A 19,473-nucleotide genomic window follows, 5' to 3' on the forward strand; every position below is an offset into this window, starting at 1 on the left:
AGCTAGCGCTCAATGCTCTTCTAAAGCGAAATAACCGAGTCACGCCAAACCAGCTCAGGCTCAAACACGTGGCTGATGTTGGGTTGATTAGCCTGATAAATATTCTTTAAGATCCAACTTGCAGCCATTTTCCCCATGTCCTGCACAGGGTAATTTACAGTAGACAACTTCGGGTACATGTACTGGGCTAACAATACGTTATCGAACCCCATGACCGATATATCGTTAGGCACGGCCATGCCTTTGTCCCGCGCTGCCTGCATTGCACCGGCGGCCATCTCATCGTTGGCGCACACCACGGCACTAAACGGGATATTTTTATTCAGTAGCGCCAGCATGCATTCATTGCCCCCTTCCTCTTGGAAGTTACCTTCACTCAGCAACGCGTCGTTACAGGTAATGCCAAACTCAGAGAGCGCTTCTTGATGCCCCAAGTAACGGTTGCTGGCATCCATTTTCCATAACGGTCCTGAAATATAGGCAATGTCACGGTGACCATTTTCTAGCAAGGCCTTGGTGGCTAAGTAGCCCCCACGACGATTATTGAGACTGATACAGTTATCAGCAATTTGCGGGATGTAACGGTTAATTAGAATAAAGGCGTGTTGAGTTTTAGCTAGCTCGATGAGGTATTCGTCACTGACTGCTTCAACGTGCAAAATAAGTGCGTCGCAGTTACGGTCTATCAAAAACTCGATACCGTCTTTTTCACTTTCTGCATCACTGTGCCCAGCAGCGATAATAACGTGCTTGCCCGCCGTGCGAAGTTGCTTTTCTATGCCGCTCATCATGGCGCCGTAAATAGGGCCATGTAATTCAGAGACTAAAATCCCCACGCTATTAGAACAATTTGACGCCAACGAGCGCGCAATAGAACTAGGGCGATAGTTTAGCGCCTCCATGGCTTTGGTGACTTTCTCTCGGGTTTTTTCACTGACCCGGGTACCACCATTCATCACCCTAGATACCGTCGCTAAAGACACCCCCGCGAGTTCTGACACTTGATAAATTGTCGCCATAACCTGTTGTTTTCACCTCAAATATACCTTGCTCGAAAATATCAAACGGCCTCTTTGACTATGCTCCGTTGAATTTCCGTCACTCTAATATCGTCAAGTTTATAACGACTCATGACCCAAGATACAATGATAAAAGCCACTGCAGGGAAAATAGTAAAAGACAATAGTATGCCCTGAACCGCTTCAGCGCTTTGGGTTGTATCAGCTTGGTAACCATAATACGCCAACAACCAACCTACTATTGCGCCACCTACAGCAAGGCCAAGCTTGATGAAAAACACCACCGAAGAGTACGTCATACCTGTGATACGAATACCCGTTTTGAACTGACCGTAATCCACCGTATCCGCGATTTTAGCCCATAACAAAGGCGTGCCCATTTGCAGAAATACATTACCAATAAAATAAACTACAAAGGCTAAAATTAACTGATCAGGTTGGACCCAATAACTCCCTACACAAATGACTGCTGCGATAAACAATACCCCAGTGTACACCTTGATTTTGCACAGACGTTTGACCACGCTAGGGGCAACCGCGCAACCAATAATATTGCCAATCATGCCTAGGGTAATAAAGGCGGTAATTAAGTCTTCCCGTAGTAAGAAGTATTTAACGTAGTAAATCGCTAAGGTGTTACGCATTACCATGCCAATCAACACAAAAAAGGCCACGCCGGATAAAATTCGCCACTGATCGTTCTTCCACAACGACGCCATGTCTTGCTTAAATGTAGAATCTTGTTTCGGCGCAGCGACACGCTCTTTGGTACCGGCAAAACAAACTAAAAACATCAGTACGCCAACAGCACTCATCGCGGCAATTGTTAACTGATACCCTTTGGCTTTATCCCCCGCGCCAAACCATTCCACTAAAGGAAGCGTGCAGGCCGTGACAATTAAGCCTCCAAGCATGCCAAAAACGAATCGGTAAGACTGAACAGAGACGCGCTCTTTGGGGTCCCCGGTGATCACGCCGCCCAGTGCAGAGTAAGGAATGTTGATTGCGGTGTAGGCAATCATTAACAATGCGTATGTGGCAAAGGCATAGACCATCTTGCCCTGCTCACTGAAGTCAGGTGTGGTGAACGCCATGACACTTATCACCCCAAACGGCAACGCTAACCACAGTAAATAAGGGCGAAATTTACCGTATTTTGTTTCCGTGCGATCCGTCATAGCCCCCATCAAAGGGTCTGTCACTGCATCGAAAATACGCACCACTAAAAACAGCGTGCCCACCACCGCCGGTGAGATACCAAAAATGTCGGTATAGAAAAATGACAGAAACAGCATCACGGTTTGAAAGACAATGTTACTGGCAGTATCCCCTAGCCCATAAGCAATTTTTTCTTTAACGCTAACCATGCTGACTCCTTTGCGACTAAGCGCTTTTAGCTAAGTGGCGACGACTGATAAAATCTCGATATGCCAACCCGCTGGCCTTGATGGTGCGCTGCTGTGTATCATAATCTACGTAGACAATTCCGAAACGTTTCTCGTACCCTTCGGCCCATTCAAAATTGTCCATTAAACTCCAAGCGAAATAGCCTCGAATATCGACGCCCTGCTCGGCTGCATCGCTTACGGCTTGCAGATGACCTTGGAAATACTCAATACGATCGGTATCTTGTACCTGCCCATCAACGAAGGTATCTGCCATGGCGGCGCCATTCTCAGTGATGTACACAGGTGGAAGCGTATATTGTTTGTTTAGTTGCAACAGGATGTCAGTCAAACCCTGTGGGTAAACCTCCCAGCCCATCTCGGTAAAAGGCAGAGATTCGTCAACCCATTTATGCCTATCGTTGCTACCAACCCCCTCATATACCTCGCGGGTATAATAGTTAAGCCCGAGGTAATCTAGCGGCTGACAAATAAGCTCCATATCGCCTTCTTTCACTGGCGGTAGTTCTTCTTTAGATAATGTGTTGATTGACTCAGGGTAACGCCCTTCAAGCACGGGCATGGCATACCAATGGTTCAGGTTTTGATCCGCCGCCCATGCCGCATTTTTATCTTTCTCGCTATCGGTTTTGGGGTAGCACGGGCTCACATTTAAAACGATACCATTTAGGGTGTTTGGGCTGTTTTTAGCAAGTATTTGCATACCCAACCCATGCGCAAGCAACAGGTGATGCGCAGCTTGCTTGCCGTAGGCTTTGCTTTTTAAACCTGGAGCATGAATGCCCAGTTCATATCCTAAATACGCGCTGCAAAAGGGTTCATTCAAGGTGGAGTATGAAAAAACTCTATCCCCAAATGCTTGAGTGATTAAATCTACATAATCACGAAAGTGATAAGCCGTCTCACGATTCAGCCACCCACCTTTGTCTTCTAGGTGTTGAGGCAAGTCCCAGTGATATAGCGTCACATAGGGCTTAATATTTTTCTGATTTAGGGCATCCAATAACTGGATATAAAACGCCACGCCTTGTGGGTCTAACTCACCGCTTTGTGTTATCACTCGCGGCCAAGAAATTGAAAAACGATATGCGTCTACTTCAAGAGACTCAATTAGCGCTAAATCCTGTTGCCAAAGATTGAAATGATCACATGCCACTAGCCCATCAGAACCGTCTTTGATCTTGTCTGGCGTGGCACAAAAGATATCCCAAATACACGGTCTGCGTGAATCGGCAGCCCCCTCAATTTGAAAGGCTGCGGTAGCGACACCATAGGTAAAGTCGGCTTGGTTGAGTGGAGAAGATTCTGCGAGGGATATTTTCATAATTAACTTAATCGTTGCCTAGGGTAAATATAAGATTACAAGAATACAGATTGCGCATCTGATGTTACCAAAACCTTTATTTGATTTGACGCAAAGATAAAAAACCAAATGAAAGCGCTTACATTTATGTTATTCCTTTGTTACGCTTAGGTCAACAAAACAAGCTCAACTTGCTAAATTGACCTTAACCTGACAGGTAAAAAACATGATAAACCCAACCACCGCAGTGCCCGCTCAGTCAGTAAACGGCGCGGCGACGCCCAACTATCGTTTTGCGTTAACCTCCTTAACCTCGTTGTTTTTTATGTGGGGTTTTATTACTGCCATGAACGATGTGCTTATTCCTCACTTGAAGGGTGTATTTTCACTCAGTTACACCCAAGCTATGTTAATTCAATTCTGCTTTTTCGGTGCCTACTTCTTGGTGTCTGTACCCGCTGGCTGGTTAGTTAAACGTATAGGTTTTCAACGAGGTATTAGCGCTGGCTTGCTTGTGGCTTGCATAGGGTGTTTACTGTTTGTGCCTGCAGCCACCAGCCACGCCTACTGGATATTCCTAAGCGCCTTATTTGTGCTGGCCTCTGGCATCACTATTTTGCAAGTGGCGGCGAATCCGATTGTCACCCTACTGGGAAAACCAGAAACAGCATCAAGCCGACTCACCTTGACACAAGCATTCAACTCTTTGGGTACGACTTTGGCCCCTATCATTGGCGGAATATTGATTTTCTCGGTGATAGATGAAAGTAACATGACGGCAGACAGTGTTATTTTGCCCTACGTCATGTTGGCCGCTGTGCTGTTTTTTCTCGCTATTATTTTTTTAAAAATAACCCTGCCCGACACCAGTCCTGCCGAAACAGTCGATACAGCTAATAGCCAGAGCACGACGACAGGCAGCCCACTACAACATCGCCATCTTACATTGGGCGCTGTGTGTATTTTTATTTACGTGGGTGCAGAGGTGTCTATCGGTAGTTTCATTGTTAATTTCTTAGGCGAGCAACACGTTGCAGGTTTAGCCGAATCAACCGCAGCGACTTACCTAAGTTATTACTGGGGCGGTGCCATGGTGGGTCGCTTCATTGGTGCCGCCGTGATGCAAAAAATTCCAGCGGGCAAGTTACTCGCATTCAACAGTGTTTGCGCCATGGGCCTTATTGCTTTAGCTATATCATCAAGTGGTTCGCTGGCTATGTGGGCAATATTAATGGTGGGCTTATTCAACTCCATCATGTTTCCAACGATTTTCAGCTTAGCCTTAGCGGGCCTTGGCGATTTAACCAGTCGCGGCTCAGGCGTTTTATGTTTAGCCATTGTCGGCGGTGCGATTGTGCCAGTACTGCAAGGCATATTAGCTGACAGTATTGGCCTGCAATTATCCTTTGTATTGCCACTGGTTTGTTACTTGTATATCGCTTTTTATGGTGTGCAAGGCTCAAAACCAACTCCATCAACATCAGTCTAACTTTTTAACGAGATTTCCATTATGAACCTAAAATTTAATCACGCGCTGATGTTGGGGGCCACCTCCCTGAGCCTGCTGTTAGCCGGCTGTAGCCAATCTACTTCAGAAAACGTGACCACATCAACGGCAAAAATAGCTGACAGCACAGACAACGCAAACGTCATCGAAATTTGGCCCACGTTAGACATAGCGGTTAAACGTGACGATAAAATTGAACAGCGTGTCGCGGATATTCTCAACACCATGACACTAGCGCAAAAAGTGGCGCAAACGATTCAACCTGAAATCCGTGACATTACGCTAGAAGACATGCGTACCTACGGGTTTGGCTCTTATCTTAATGGCGGCGGTGCATTCCCTAATGGCGACAAACACGCTAACCCCAGTGACTGGGTTGGCTTAGCAGAGGAAATGTATCAAGCATCCATTGATGACAGCGTAGATGGCTCAACCATCCCCACCATGTGGGGCACAGATGCAGTACATGGCCACAACAATGTTATTGGCGCAACACTCTTCCCCCACAACATTGGGTTGGGCGCGACTCATAACCCCGCACTCATTGAAGAAATTGCCAAAGCCACCGCAGAAGAAGTGCTCGCCACAGGCATAGATTGGATTTTCGCGCCCACGGTCGCCACGGTTCGTGATGACCGTTGGGGCAGAACATACGAAGGCTATTCTGAAGACCCTGAAATCGTCAGAGACTACTCAGCCTCTATCGTAAAAGGCTTACAAGGCAGTGCAAACAGCAACTTCCTTGGCGATCGTCAGGTTATCTCAACCGTTAAACATTTCATTGGTGATGGCGGTACGGTGGGCGGTGACGATCAAGGTAACAATATTGCTGATGAGCAAACCCTGTTTGATATTCATGCCCAAGGATACGTGGGCGGTTTAACCGCTGGTGCGCAAACCGTAATGGCATCGTTTAATAGCTGGAATGGCGATAAGGTTCACGGTAATCGTTACCTACTGACCTCAGTGCTAAAAGAACGCATGGGCTTTGACGGCTTCGTGGTGGGTGACTGGAATGGCCATGGGCAGATTCCTGGTTGCAGTAACGAAAGCTGCCCTCAGGCAATGAATGCCGGCCTTGACGTATACATGGTGCCAACAGGCGCATGGAAACCGTTGCTGGAAAACACCATCGCTCAGGTAAAATCAGGGGAGATCAGCCAAGCTCGTCTCGACGATGCTGTCACTCGCATTTTACGGGTTAAGCTTCGCGCTGGCTTGTTCGATAAACCTGCTCCAGCGGAACGGGTTTTATCAGGCAATAAAAACATCATCGGCTCACCTAAACATCGAGCCGTTGCCCGTCAAGCTGTGCGTGAGTCACTTGTGTTATTGAAGAACCACCAGCAAGTTTTACCACTTTCTCCTAGTGCCAATGTGCTCGTAGCAGGTGGGGGAGCGGATAATATCGGCCAACAATCAGGCGGCTGGAGCATTACATGGCAAGGCACGGGTAACACCAACCAGGATTTCCCGGGCGGTACCTCAATTTATCAAGGCATTGAGCAAGCTGTTACTCAAGCAAATGGTAACGTCGAGCTTGCAGTTGATGGCAAATTCACTCAGCAACCTGATGTGGCGATAGTGGTATTTGGCGAACAGCCCTATGCAGAAGGCAATGGCGACCTAGACAACCTAGAATATCAACGCGGCAATAAAACAGATTTAGCCTTACTTAAATCACTGAAAGCCCAAGGTATACCGGTAGTTTCGGTGTTTTTAACCGGGCGCCCGCTGTGGGTTAACCCTGAATTGAATGCCTCTGATGCGTTCGTGGTTGCTTGGTTGCCAGGTACAGAGGGCGCTGGTGTCGCAGATGTATTATTCACTTCAGCGAACGGCGACATTCAGCATGACTTCAGCGGTCAGCTGTCTTTCTCATGGCCGAATAGCCCTACCCAAACCAACATTAATCGTTTCGATACAAATGATTCGCCATTACTACCCTACGGATTCGGTTTGCATTATGGCGACAAAAGCACCTTGGATATGGCACTTCCTGAGCAAGTTGCAAACGATAATGCCCAAGCCTTAACACCTCTTGCGATATACGATAGAAGTGTTCAAGCCCCATGGAAAATGGCGCTGGTGACAGCAGAAAAAAGCGCAACGGTAGCCAGTAGCATGTTAGAAAATGGTGGGCTTAAATTCAGAACCATAGACAGACGCGTTCAAGAAGATGCATTCAAAATAGACTGGTTACAGCCAAATGCCGGTCAGGTGCGCATCTATCATGACTTCCTACAGGATTTGCGCAGCTACACCGAAGCAAGCAGTGTGATGCAGTTTGACTACAAAGTGAATTCTGCCATCAACGCCCCTGTATGGTTACAACTTAACTGCGCTGGAGCATGCGCTAGCGACATAGATTTGAGCTCAAACCTAAAACAAAAACAAACATGGCAAACCATGAGCGTAGATTTAGCGTGTTTTACCCTAAGCGCAATAGACTTTTCCAAGGTTGGGATCCCTTTTGCGCTCAGCTCAGAAGGCCCGATGAGTCTTTCCCTGTCTGACATCCGCATAGTACCGGACTCTGCCAGTGATGCTGACATAAGCTGCCCTGCTAAGTAATTAAATCACTCGGATTACAGCCCACAGTCTAGGTAACACAAGGCCTCGCACTTCGAAATGCGAGGTCTTGTGACGCAAACAAGGCAAGCGGCAAAATAGTTATCAATAATCAGTGCATTATGACTATTTCAGACCGCTTTATTTAAAAAAAATGGTGATAACTTGCCGCATTTTCGAAAAGTTATCACGCTTGATGTTAATTATTTGTTGATCTGGATTAACAAATAACTTAACCTAAATGAAAGCGCTTACATAAGTGCATTTTTTAAAATTGTAAATGAAAGCGCTTACAACTAACTCGTTCATCGACAACCGGGAACACACATGAAAGCTAAAACATTTTATAAAACACGACTCGCGAGCAGCATATCAGTGCTGTTAGGTGCCACTATGCTAGCACCTGCTGTAGCTCAAGAAGCGAGCGAAAGCGACGTTGAAGTGATTAACGTTACGGGTATACGTGGCAGCATGATCAAGTCTTTAGACGTTAAACGCTCATCAACAGGTATTGTTGATGCGATCAACGCCGAAGATATTGGTAAGTTCCCGGACAGTAACTTAGCGGAGTCGTTACAACGCATCTCTGGTGTCGCAATCGACCGTAACAATGGCGAAGGTAGCCAGGTGACGGTGCGCGGCTTTGGTCCGACCCGTAACCTAGTGACGTTGAATGGACGCCAACTGCCAACAACCACAGGTGAACGTTCATTTGACTTCGCTAACTTAGCGGCAGAAAGCGTTAGCGGCGTGGAGGTATACAAAACGTCTCAAGCACATGTGCCCACCGGTGGTATCGGTGCAACGATTAACATTACTACGTTGCGCCCGCTTAATAACCCAGGTATGCATGCCACTATCAGTGCTCAGGCACTTGATGACACCTCGACGCAAAGTGGCTCTGTTACGCCAGAATTGTCTGGCCTATATTCAAACACGTCTGACGATGGAAAATTTGGTGTCGCTATTTCAGCCAGTTACTCAGAGCGTGAAAGTGGCAGCCAAAAAGCCAGTGTGGGAACAGGCTGGCGTAGCTTCCCTGGTATTGCTGATAATGACTGGTCAGGTAGCAATGCGGCATGGGGCGGCGTAGCAAAAGACGATACCCAAACGAACCGTCCGGGTGATGATGATATTTACTCCGTTCCACAAACGACTATTTACCAATTTGAAGAGCAACAACGTACCCGAACTAACGCCCAGTTAGTCTTGCAATACAGCCCTGTTGATGACTTTACTGCGACTGTCGATTACACCTATGTTAATCGTGATATTGATACCCAATGGAACAACGTATCAGCATGGTATGGCTTTGGCGCATCTGAAAACGTCTGGTCTGACGGCCCTATCGCGTCACCTCTTTTATACTCAGAAACCTATGCCACGCCAACTGACCTTTCAATGGGTGCGTCTGACGCTGGCACGCGAGACAGAACAGATTCAATCGGTGTCAATCTAGATTGGCAAGTCAACGACAGCCTAAGCCTAGAGCTGGACTACCATAATTCAGAAGCTAAGAACACACCAAACAACCCGCTTGGTTCTAGCAACCAGTTGGCCATGGCGGGCTTTGTGCGTACTTCAGCAGCAACAGATTTTACCGGTGATTACCCTGTATTAGCAGTAGGTGGCGGTAACGCGATACAACCGTCTGACATGATTGTCACCGGCAGCGTATTTACCAATGAGCGCAACACAGCTGAAATCGAACAAACCCAACTTCGCGGTGAATATGTGTTCGATAATGGCGGCAGTATCGATTTCGGTGTGTCGTTAACCGACGCCAGCAATCATAGCCAAGAAGTTAACGTTCAGCGCAATAACTGGGGCGGCGAAGGGACTGCAGGTCAGTTTGACGATGCTTTATTCCCTCGTGAAACCATTCACGACAAATTTGACGACGTAGACGGTGGCAACTTTAACGACTTCGGCCCTGAAAACTACGACATTTTAAATACCTACTTTGCCTTTGACTTTGAAGGTATTCGTTCAGCTGCTGAGGCTTTATTTACACCGGCATCATTCGCCGATGGCACCTTAGTCGGCGATTGCGGCTCGTTATTCTGCCCGTCTAGTGACTACGCAGCAGCGACGGATCAGTTAACCGAAGAAGAAATGACCGCTGTGTATCTTCAATACAACTACCAAGGTGAAATTGGCGATATGCCATACGATGTTCACGTTGGTCTACGTTACGAAGAAACGGACATTACCGCCACCTCTGCCGTGCCAGAATACAACGGCTCGCGCTGGGAAGGCACAACAGAAGTCACCCTTCTGGCCAGCGGCATTCAAGAATTTCAAACCCGAACAGGCAGTTATACGCATACCCTGCCTAGCATTAACTTCAATATTGAAGTGGTGGAAGATGTCATGCTGCGTGCGGCATATAGCGAAACCATTGGTCGCCCAAGTTATGGTGACATGATTGGCGGGCAAACATTGAACCAAGGCGCACGTATTACTGGCGGCACAGGTAATACCGGTGACCCAGGCTTGAAGCCACTTGAGTCAAACAACATCGATTTATCCGCCGAGTGGTATTACGCAGAAGGCAGCTATGCATCAGTGGGTTACTTCACCAAAGACGTGACTAACTTTATTTCTACTGCACCGATTTCAACTACGTTTGACATTGTCAATCCTGCTGATGGCCCGTATCAAACTGAAGCACTCGCGGCAGTCGGTAACGACGGCTTAGCCCAGCGCGAATACATCTTTGCCACTTACGGCGCAACTGACCCTAATGTGTACAAAGATGACAGTGGCAACATTATCATTGTTGGCAACCCAGACACTGATGCTGCAATGAACTTTGATATATTCACCCCAGTGAATGATTCAGAAGAGCGTACCTTTGATGGCTGGGAATTTACGCTGCAACACTTGATTGGTGACACAGGTTTTGGTTTGTTCACTAACTACACCTTAGTGAATACCGAGAATGAATATGATAATTTCGTTATTGGTGATCAAGTAGCCGAGCAAGGGATCAGTGATACCGCCAACTTTGTGGCCTTCTATGAAGCGAATGGTTTCTCAGCGCGGATTGCATACAACTGGCGTGATAAGTTCTATGTATCTGGCTTTCAAGGGGATGTGGGTCCAGCGCCTGTTTACACTGAAGAGTATAGCCAGATTGATTTCAATATCGGCTATGACGTACCTCAGATAAAAGGATTAAACGTGTTTATTCAAGGTATTAATATTACCAATGAATACAGCCGTAACTCTGGGCGTACTCAGATTGACGTGCTAGATGTTACCCAAACCGGTGCTCGGTACAGCGTAGGTGCACGTTATACCTTCTAACCGTTAGACATTTTCCCGTTATATTGTCTTACGTAAAAGATAAAAAACGCACATAACGAATAAAGGCCGCTTGGATGCATCTTGCTAAAAGCGGCCTCTGTGTTTTCAATAATCGAGGTTTAACATGGCCAATAACGTATTACTCAACAGTATTGAGCATCAAAATATTAAGGTTATCACTGAGCGTTCAGCCGATTACGGTGACAATGTGTGGTACGCCCTCACCTTTCCCAGTGAATTTAAAAGTTTGCAAACTTACTACCCTATCTTTTTCAATAAAGATGCAAACACGGGAGCGTTTTTCCCGGTAGTCTTGTTTGGCTTTGAACAACAGGAAAACCTCTTTCTACAGGATGGAAAGTGGGACGCTGCTTATATTCCATTAACCGTTGCTCGCCAGCCATTTCTTATCGGTAATCAAACCTTTGTAGAAGAGGGGCAAGAGAAAACTCAGCGCGTATTGCATATCGACTTAGACAACCCAAGAGTCAACACCGAGCACGGAGAAGCCTTGTTTCTAGAATACGGGGGTAATACCCCATATTTAGATAGTGTTGCCAATATGCTTGAGGTCATTCACCACGGTGTAAACGACTCCAAGGATTTTATCGATGCATTATTAGCCCACGAGCTACTTGAGTCCTTTACCCTTGAGGTGGGCCTAAATGATGGCTCTAGTCATCAGATGATAGGCTTTTACACCATTAACGAAGACAAGCTAAGCGAACTCAGTGCAGACGTCCTAAGTAAGCTGCATGCAAAAGGTTACTTGCAGGCGATTTATATGCAGATTGCATCTCATGGCAATATACGCCATCTATTGAATCGCAAAAATGCCAAACAAAGCGCAATGTAAGGCGCTAATCTCATCATTATATTAGCGAACATGGGTCAGTTTGTATGAGTCAACAAGCAAGCATTAAAGAGATCGCCAATTGCCATCCCGGCAATATTCCTGATTTTGTATTTAGCTCGAACGAACCTCTAGTGCTGCGTGACTTTGCAGCTGATTGGCCAGTGGTAAAAGAAGCCCGAAAATCCAGTAAACACGCCGCCGATTACTTGCGAGGGTTATACCGAGGCAACCCCGTATTTGCCTGTTATGGCCCGCCGGAGAATAACGGCCGCGTATTTTACAATGAACAAATGACTGGCTTTAACTTTCAAGGCTCAAAAGTCGATTTGAACCTAGTGCTAGACAAGTTATTCGAACAAGCGGCCCAGCAAAATCCGCCAACCTTTTATGTCGCCTCCACTGAAATCAATAGTGTATTACCAGAGTTTAACAGTTTAAATAATGCAGGCTTAGACCCGCTTAATCCACTGACTAGCATCTGGTTAGGCAACCAAACCAAGATTGCAGCCCATTATGACTTCCCCCATAACCTAGCGTGCTGCATTGCAGGGCGCAGGCGCTTTACGTTATTCCCACCCGAGCAGGTGGCAAATCTGTATATTGGCCCAATGGAGTTATCCCCAGGCGGGCAAGACATCAGTCTGGTAGATTTAGACAATCCTGACTTTGATACCTACCCCAAATTTCAACAAGCGCTGGATGCATCCCTTACAACGGAGCTCGCCCCTGGAGATGCGTTATTCATCCCCAGTATGTGGTGGCACCATGTGGCGGGGCTTGAGTCGTTCAACGCATTAATTACACATTGGTGGCGGGATACCCCCGCTTATTTGGGGCGCCCCGAGGCAGCTCTTGAATTGGCCATATTGAGTTTACGCAGCCTGCCAGACGCTCAGCGAAAAGCGTGGCAGAACTTGTTCGAGCATTACGTATTCGAGCCTGACTCATTAAAAGATGCGCATATACCGGCAGATGCCAAAGGCATGCTAACCCTACCGCTGGACTTGCCCAACGCTAAAAAAATCCGCGCGGGTTTGCTGAATAAATTAAAAGTATAAACTGAGCGACGTGTCGCACAAACAGGATAAACAGATGGATAAACAACCGATTAAACGTGTCGTCATTGCTGGCGGTGGCACTGCAGGCTGGATGGCTGCGGCTGCACTCTCTAAGTTACTGGGTAAGAATTTAACGGTTTCTCTGATTGAATCTGACGACATCCCCACAGTGGGGGTCGGTGAAGCGACTATACCGACTTTGCATATTTTTCATCGCTTACTTGGCATAAATGAACAAGAGTTTATGGCGGCCACCAATGCCACGTTCAAATTGGGCATTAAATTTGAAAACTGGAAAGCCCAAGGCGAAGACTACATTCACTCGTTTGGATTTCTAGGCCAGGGGTGTTGGGCCGCAGGTTTCCAACATTTTTGGCTTAAAGGCAAACAAAAAGGCATGGTCACACAAATTGGCGATTATGTGCCAGAGCATCTCGCCTCCCGTGAGGGCCGCTTTGCAGTGTTAGCCAATCAAGAGCAAAACCACGCGTATCATTTGGATGCAGGGTTATACGCACAGTTTTTACGAAAAATGGCCGAGCAGCATGGCTGTAAGCGTATCGAAGGTAAAATTCAAACGGTTAATCTAAATGAAAACTCAGGCGACATCAGTTCGCTCACACTCGCCTCTGGTGAGGTAGTAGAAGGTGATTTATTCATCGACTGCACGGGATTTCGTGCCCTTTTGATTGAGCAAGCGTTGCACACAGGCTTTGAAGATTGGAGCCACTGGTTACCGTGCGACAGCGCAGTCGCGGTACAAACTACCGCCAAGCCAAATCCTGTACCTTATACCCGCTCAATCGCTCGTGAAGCAGGGTGGCAATGGCGCATACCGCTACAGAATCGCACAGGCAATGGTTTAGTGTTTTGCAGCAAATACATGAGTGATGAGCAAGCCAAAGCGGTTTTGTTAGCCAATGTTGAAGGGGAGACCCTGAATGAGCCTAGAGTTATAAAATATAAAACCGGTACGCGGCGTAAACATTGGAACAAAAACTGTATTGCAGTAGGGTTGTCGTCTGGCTTTATTGAGCCGTTAGAGTCCACCGGTATTCATCTTTTTCAGCGCGCCATAGTGCGCTTGATGCTGACGTTTCCCTCAAACGGTATAGAACAAGCCGATGTAGATGAATTTAACACCCAGAGCCGCGCCGATGTGGAAGATATTAAAGACTTTATTATTTTGCACTATCATCAAACAGAGCGCACAGACGCGCCGTTTTGGCGTTATTGCAAAAGCATGCCGATACCCAATACGCTATCCCATCGCATGCAATTATTCGAAGGTACCGGAAAAGTCTTTAAAAAAGCCGAAGAGTTATTTGGTGAAACATCATGGATACAAGTTATGCTAGGCCAAGGCATCATGCCCAAACAATACCATCCCATAGTAGACATGATGAGTGACGATGAGTTACAACGCTTTTTGGATAATATTAAAAATAATGTGAAGCGCAAAGTGTCGAATTGGCCAGATGTTAACGACTTTATCCGTCACTATTGCCAAACCAAAATAGCCAGCTAATGGCATCGTCATTAAGGCTTAACCCAAATAGAAGCGTTAGTGTTAAATACATCGGTATTGAAAAAACGCCGGTTATTGTTATTGATGAACTATTGCTAAACCCAGAAGATATTGAAGTAAATGCCTGCGGCGATGTCGGCTTTAGCAGTGCTAAGAGCGGTTATTACCCAGGAACTCGCACAGAGCTGCCCAGAGATTACATCATTGAGATACTGCGAGCGACATACCGGCAAATAGCGCAAGTTTTTGCCATACCAAAAGCATTGCAACTTAAACCCCAAGCAGGCTACTACTCTTTGGTTGCGACACCCGAAAAGTATCTAAGTACTTTGCAACGCATTCCTCACTTTGATGCCGTGCAGCCTTATTATTTTGCCTTGCTTTATTACATCAGTCCCAGCCATCATGGTGGAACAGGCTTTTTTAGGGACAATGCAACTCAGTTCGAGCGTATCTCAGAAGAAAGAGAGCGGACTTATTTAAAATTTGCCGAACACTTCATCAATCGTATGGAAGAGCCTGCAGCGGGTTACATTACCGATTCCACCGAACAGTTTACTCTTTATGACAAAGTTGAGTATCGACCAAATCGATTAATCATCTATCCTGGCAATCTTTTGCACTCGGGCTTAATCAATCCAGTAACCGATATCAGTAGCAATCCAGCGCAAGGGCGTTTGACGGCAAACATCTTTATCGATTTTAAGTAACGCGCTATTGCCTTTGTGCTATGTCTAGCAAAATCGGATAGTGATCTGAAAACTGACGTGTCTGTGGCGTTTTGAGCACGCTTGCGCTGATACTACTGATGTTAGCATCCCGCTTCTTCATGAGGCTTAAATCAAAGGATGTCCACAACCGGTCTAACCTAAACAGCGGCCACGCGACGGGGAAAGTCGCTCGAACGGGGTTTTCATTTAAGACTTGGTTAATATCTTTGAACGCCTTGGTCATAAATTGCCATTCGTTAAAGTCTCCCCCTAACACAATGGGTATTTTTGAGCCCGCCATCTTTTCCCGTAGGTACTCAGCAAGCAAGGCAAATTGCTTGCGTCTTTCTTGTTTCTTCAGTCCCTTGTGGGTGTTTATGACTCTAAGGGGGCCTAAACTTGTGTCCAAGACCACCTCTTGAATATTACGCGGCTGAAACCCGCTTTGACTGACATCCAAAGTTCTTTTGGATAGTACCGGATAACGGCTCAGGACAGCATTTCCATACCAACCGCTGGATTCTTGCAAAGCGGGTGACGAGATAAGCTGAGTAAAGTGCCCTGCACATAATTGTTCAACATCGTCCTTAATGCTGCGCTCGGGCGGCCGCGTGTCCATTTCTTGGATTAGCGCAATATCCACACACTGACTCGCCAAAAACTGCCCTATACGTGCGTAGCTTTGCACTTTATCAACCCCAACGCCGCTGTGAATATTGTAAGTTACAATCCGCATAAATCTTAGCTCGCGTCTGCTTTTTTCAACTGATAAATGCGTGCTAACTTTTGGCATACGTAAATCATAAGCGCCCAGAAGGCGATACCCGCTACCAAATAACCTATGGTTTCAGGAGAAGGATTTGTAAAAATCTTACCTAATGAATCCCCTACCAAGCCTTTGGCAATCATTGGAGGAAACATGCCTAAGAATGTACCTGCCAGAAATTGCACGAGCCCAATAGATGAAATACCCGCGACAAGATTAACGAGACTAAAGGGAGCAATAGGAATCAGCCTGATAACAGCCACTCCCACCACACCGCTGTCTTTAAACTTATCATCTACGGCTTGCACTTTAGCTCCGCCCATTTTGCGCAGCCCTTTAATTCCCATGATATGGCCCAAGCCAAACAGTGTTGCTGAGCTAAGCAAAGCGCCGAGCATGCCATAAACTGGACCCCATATTGGCCCGTAGACTGCCGCCACCGCGAGGGATAGAACCGTCACTGGGAAAAACACTAATCCAGCGATGATATAGATGACACAAATGGTCGGAATGACCCACATTGTGCCCCTTGTGTCTTGTAAAAACTGCTCTAAATTATCGGCGGTTAGCCAAGGAATGGAATGGCCGGCCCAGAAAATCAAGCCGCCCAGCACGAGTACCAGTAATGCAATCAGCATGAAAACGATGGTTTTTTGTTTGGGGTTGCCGACGCCAACCACTTTGCCGTTGGACATTTGAATTGGTGCAATCAATGGTTTTTCTGGATCTGATAACGAACTAAAAACGGGTTGCCACGCCTTGTTGGTGAATTGATCATCGCGGACTTCAGCGAGTTGGTATCCGTGAGGCGCTTGGTCATTTAAAAGGTTATTCAATGGGTCTGGCGATTCAAAAATCTGCTCCACTTGCTCAATGGTGCGACCGGTATGCTCGGCAAGTAAGTCATGACGAACGCGTATAATATCTTGCTGGTTCTGGCTTGTGTCTCCAGCAAACACTAAATCGACTTCAGTATCAAGACTCATAGAGCGGTTGCTAATATTGGATGAGCCAATCACTAAATAACGCTCATCAATACTCATGACCTTTGAGTGCACCCGCTTTTGGATACTCTCACCTGCTTCATTGGTCAGCGTCGAATACGTCACTTTAACGCGATTCTCATCTATCCCGTTTTCTAAAATACGTTTGAAATCAATCCTACTTGCCCAATATGCTTCACTCTCGAACTTTCCTTTTGGCTCGTAGGAACTAACGATTATCACTTGTAATTCTGGACACGCCTTTAAACGAGCATTAAGTGCCTCCGCTACTTCTTGGCGCGTGGTGAACTGATTTTCAATGAAGATGAAGCGCTTAGCTTGCGCAATAAGGTCGAGCAATAGGCGACGCACTTCTTGTACAGGCTCAACCCCATCCATAAACGGTATCGTACGCGCCACAGCACACGGCAAATCCCCCATGGTAGGTGGAAAATTGTCCGGCCATGACGCAGGTAACTCGCGGCCAGTGTTTTTGACAGGAGAGAAAGGGATCGCTTTTTGCTCGTTTATCCTGTCCCAGCGCCACCTGACAAGCTGAGCGAAACTTTCAACAATGGGCCCACTGGTAAGCACTTGCACGTCATGCAGTGGCCCATGAGGACCGTCGGGCCCTACTCGTTCGGGTTGATCGATCAGGTGTTCCCGGGTGTCCCAGCGATTAGTCGACACATCCATACCTCCGGAAAAAGCAATTTCATCATCAATAACGACTATCTTTTGATGCTGGCTTCCCCCCATAGGGATCGTGCTGTCCAGAGTGGTTTTAACATTGTCTGGGGTTTTGTTGTCCCACACTTCTTTTGCCCACATCTCTCGTTGGCTAAAAAACGCTAGGGATGAGTCCCAGCGCAGTAAATATATTTTGATATTTTCGTTTTGCTCTGCCTTCCATTTTAATAGCTCACTTATCACTGATGGGGCGCTGGCGTTTTTTTCCTCGTCGCCGCGCAATAAGCGAATGCGGCTATCAATGTCCCATCCAACAATGAAAATGCTGCGTTTAGCATTACAAATCGCTTTATGTAAGGCCCGATAATAGTTAGCTCCGTCAATTAAAGGGGTAGCATGAGCCGCTTGACTGGTTTGCCAGCAATTTTCATTTTCTTTGAATAAAGACGAAGCGTTATAAGACATAATGTTCCCTTTTAGTTTAATTCGCTCTAAATACCTATGCGTACTCGAGCGAAAATTGATGGAGGTTTATAAGATTTACACATAGCGTGTGTATAAATTTTCACAGTCTAAAGAAGACGATGTTAAATTAGCTAGTGCACGTGATGCCTAAGGTTGCGACTAGTTCTCGCTACCGTTTTAGACGCCTTTACCTCGTAAATTAATGACCTACTAGGGCTGTGAGCAAAATACACGCCAGCTGATGAAAACCAAGGAGTCTGAAAAATTGGCGAGCAAAAAAATGAAGTAAACGTGGAATTGAGCGGATTTACTGAAAAATAACCTATACAATGGTCAACGCAGGTTTTCTGCAAACAATATTTTAAACAAAGTAGAGTAGATTATGAGTCAAGGTACAGTTAAGTGGTTTAATGCGGACAAAGGTTTCGGTTTCATTACTCCAGAAGACGGCGGAAAAGATTTATTTGTTCATCACTCAGAAATTAAAAGCGGTGGTGGATATGCAACTTTGAACGACGGCCAAGCGGTTGAGTTTGAAGTTGGTCAGAGCCCTAAGGGCCCATGTGCGAACAACGTAGTTCCTGTTTAATTACAGACTTACGTTAGTAATCGCCTAAGACGAGCCGCATAGCGGCTCGTTTCTTTTTAGGCTTCAAAAAATAGTCATATCAATGAAAACCAATTTAGTAGGTAATTATTAATTACAACGCAGCAATCGCCGCATCATAGTCAGGCTCATCAGCCGTTTCAGTTACTTGCTCGGTATAAATAACCTTTCCGTTTTCATCAAGTACCACCACACTACGTGACAACAAGCCAGTTAATGGCCCATCAACAAACTCAACGCCATAGTCAGTGCCAAATGTACCTCTGAAACTTGAACCTGTAGCAACGTTTTCGATACCTTCAGCACCACAGAAACGTGCGGCCGCAAAAGGTAAATCCGCAGAGACACATAACACTTTGGTGTTCTCTAACTTACCCACTTGCTCATTGAATTTACGAACAGACATGGCACAAGTCGGGGTATCGACTGAGGGGAAGATATTCAGAACTAAGCGTGAACCCTTATAATCAGCTAAGGTCGTTTCAGATAGATCTGTTTTCACTAAACGAAAATCAGCCGCACTTTCACCAACACTTGGTAAAGCGCCGACGGTATTAAATGGATTGCCTTTTAAAGTCACTGTGCTCATATGTTCTCCAACTTTCTTTGATTAATAATGTATGTTCTGAAGATATTAAAATGGGGGACGAAAGAAAGAAAACAATGGCGAGGTCTTATAATTACTTTTATGT

At 46.2% G+C, this 19,473-nt stretch carries 14 protein-coding genes; 8 read left to right on the plus strand and 6 right to left on the minus strand.

The window, feature by feature from the left end:
- Nucleotides 1-20 precede the first annotated feature (20 nt).
- From AC0L6N_RS17030 to AC0L6N_RS17040, 3 genes are read right to left on the minus strand one after another with little or no spacing between them, the layout of a single operon-like run.
- The gene (locus tag AC0L6N_RS17030; RefSeq protein WP_473476227.1) at nucleotides 21-1,019 is read right to left on the minus strand and encodes a LacI family DNA-binding transcriptional regulator; all 999 of its coding nucleotides are present in this window, start codon (nucleotides 1,017-1,019) and stop codon (nucleotides 21-23) included.
- 41 nt (nucleotides 1,020-1,060) lie between these two features.
- On the minus strand, nucleotides 1,061-2,386 hold the full coding sequence (locus AC0L6N_RS17035; protein WP_473476229.1) for a glycoside-pentoside-hexuronide (GPH):cation symporter: 1,326 nt from the start codon (nucleotides 2,384-2,386) through the stop codon (nucleotides 1,061-1,063).
- 16 nt (nucleotides 2,387-2,402) lie between these two features.
- Complete coding sequence (locus AC0L6N_RS17040) at nucleotides 2,403-3,749, minus strand: GH1 family beta-glucosidase (protein ID WP_473476230.1); 1,347 nt, start codon at nucleotides 3,747-3,749, stop codon at nucleotides 2,403-2,405.
- Nucleotides 3,750-3,954: 205 nt separating this feature from the next.
- On the opposite strand from AC0L6N_RS17040, the gene AC0L6N_RS17045 reads away from it, so the two are divergent.
- From AC0L6N_RS17045 to AC0L6N_RS17075, 7 genes are all read left to right on the plus strand, one after another.
- Nucleotides 3,955-5,217, plus strand: a complete 1,263-nt coding sequence (locus tag AC0L6N_RS17045) for a sugar MFS transporter (protein ID WP_473476232.1) — start codon at nucleotides 3,955-3,957, stop codon at nucleotides 5,215-5,217.
- A 21-nt stretch (nucleotides 5,218-5,238) separates the two neighbouring features.
- A complete protein-coding gene (locus AC0L6N_RS17050) occupies nucleotides 5,239-7,809 on the plus strand; it encodes a glycoside hydrolase family 3 protein (protein WP_473476234.1) in 2,571 nt (856 codons plus the stop codon).
- Nucleotides 7,810-8,133: 324 nt separating this feature from the next.
- Entirely contained in the window at nucleotides 8,134-11,118 is a 2,985-nt protein-coding gene (locus AC0L6N_RS17055; protein WP_473476237.1) for a TonB-dependent receptor, read from the plus strand.
- A 124-nt stretch (nucleotides 11,119-11,242) separates the two neighbouring features.
- The gene (locus tag AC0L6N_RS17060; RefSeq protein WP_473476239.1) at nucleotides 11,243-11,974 is read left to right on the plus strand and encodes a SapC family protein; all 732 of its coding nucleotides are present in this window, start codon (nucleotides 11,243-11,245) and stop codon (nucleotides 11,972-11,974) included.
- Between the two features lie 44 nt (nucleotides 11,975-12,018).
- Nucleotides 12,019-13,032, plus strand: a complete 1,014-nt coding sequence (locus AC0L6N_RS17065; RefSeq protein WP_473476241.1) for a cupin-like domain-containing protein — start codon at nucleotides 12,019-12,021, stop codon at nucleotides 13,030-13,032.
- 34 nt (nucleotides 13,033-13,066) lie between these two features.
- Nucleotides 13,067-14,560, plus strand: a complete 1,494-nt coding sequence (locus tag AC0L6N_RS17070) for a tryptophan halogenase family protein (protein ID WP_473476244.1) — start codon at nucleotides 13,067-13,069, stop codon at nucleotides 14,558-14,560.
- Nucleotides 14,560-15,270, plus strand: a complete 711-nt coding sequence (locus AC0L6N_RS17075; protein ID WP_473476247.1) for a DUF6445 family protein — start codon at nucleotides 14,560-14,562, stop codon at nucleotides 15,268-15,270. The genes AC0L6N_RS17070 and AC0L6N_RS17075 overlap by 1 nt, the downstream gene beginning before the upstream one ends.
- 4 nt (nucleotides 15,271-15,274) lie before the next feature.
- Here AC0L6N_RS17075 and AC0L6N_RS17080 read toward each other — a convergent pair whose 3' ends face one another.
- Together AC0L6N_RS17080 and AC0L6N_RS17085 are read right to left on the minus strand one after the other, a co-directional pair.
- Nucleotides 15,275-16,006, minus strand: coding sequence for an endonuclease/exonuclease/phosphatase family protein (locus AC0L6N_RS17080; protein WP_473476250.1), 732 nt, complete (start codon nucleotides 16,004-16,006; stop codon nucleotides 15,275-15,277).
- 5 nt (nucleotides 16,007-16,011) lie between these two features.
- Nucleotides 16,012-18,174: a VTT domain-containing protein gene (locus AC0L6N_RS17085; RefSeq protein ID WP_473476252.1), complete on the minus strand. Its 2,163-nt coding sequence runs from the start codon at nucleotides 18,172-18,174 to the stop codon at nucleotides 16,012-16,014.
- A 382-nt stretch (nucleotides 18,175-18,556) separates the two neighbouring features.
- Here AC0L6N_RS17085 and AC0L6N_RS17090 point away from each other — a divergent pair, with 382 nt between their 5' ends.
- Nucleotides 18,557-18,763, plus strand: coding sequence for a cold-shock protein (locus tag AC0L6N_RS17090; protein ID WP_006990971.1), 207 nt, complete (start codon nucleotides 18,557-18,559; stop codon nucleotides 18,761-18,763).
- Between the two features lie 112 nt (nucleotides 18,764-18,875).
- Here the strand turns inward: AC0L6N_RS17090 and tpx are convergent, their stop codons facing one another.
- Nucleotides 18,876-19,370 (minus strand): thiol peroxidase, encoded by a 495-nt coding sequence (gene tpx, locus AC0L6N_RS17095; RefSeq protein WP_011576453.1) that lies wholly within the window; start codon nucleotides 19,368-19,370, stop codon nucleotides 18,876-18,878.
- Nucleotides 19,371-19,473: the final 103 nt, after the last annotated feature.

It is taken from the genome of Paraglaciecola sp. G1-13 (assembly GCF_055809255.1).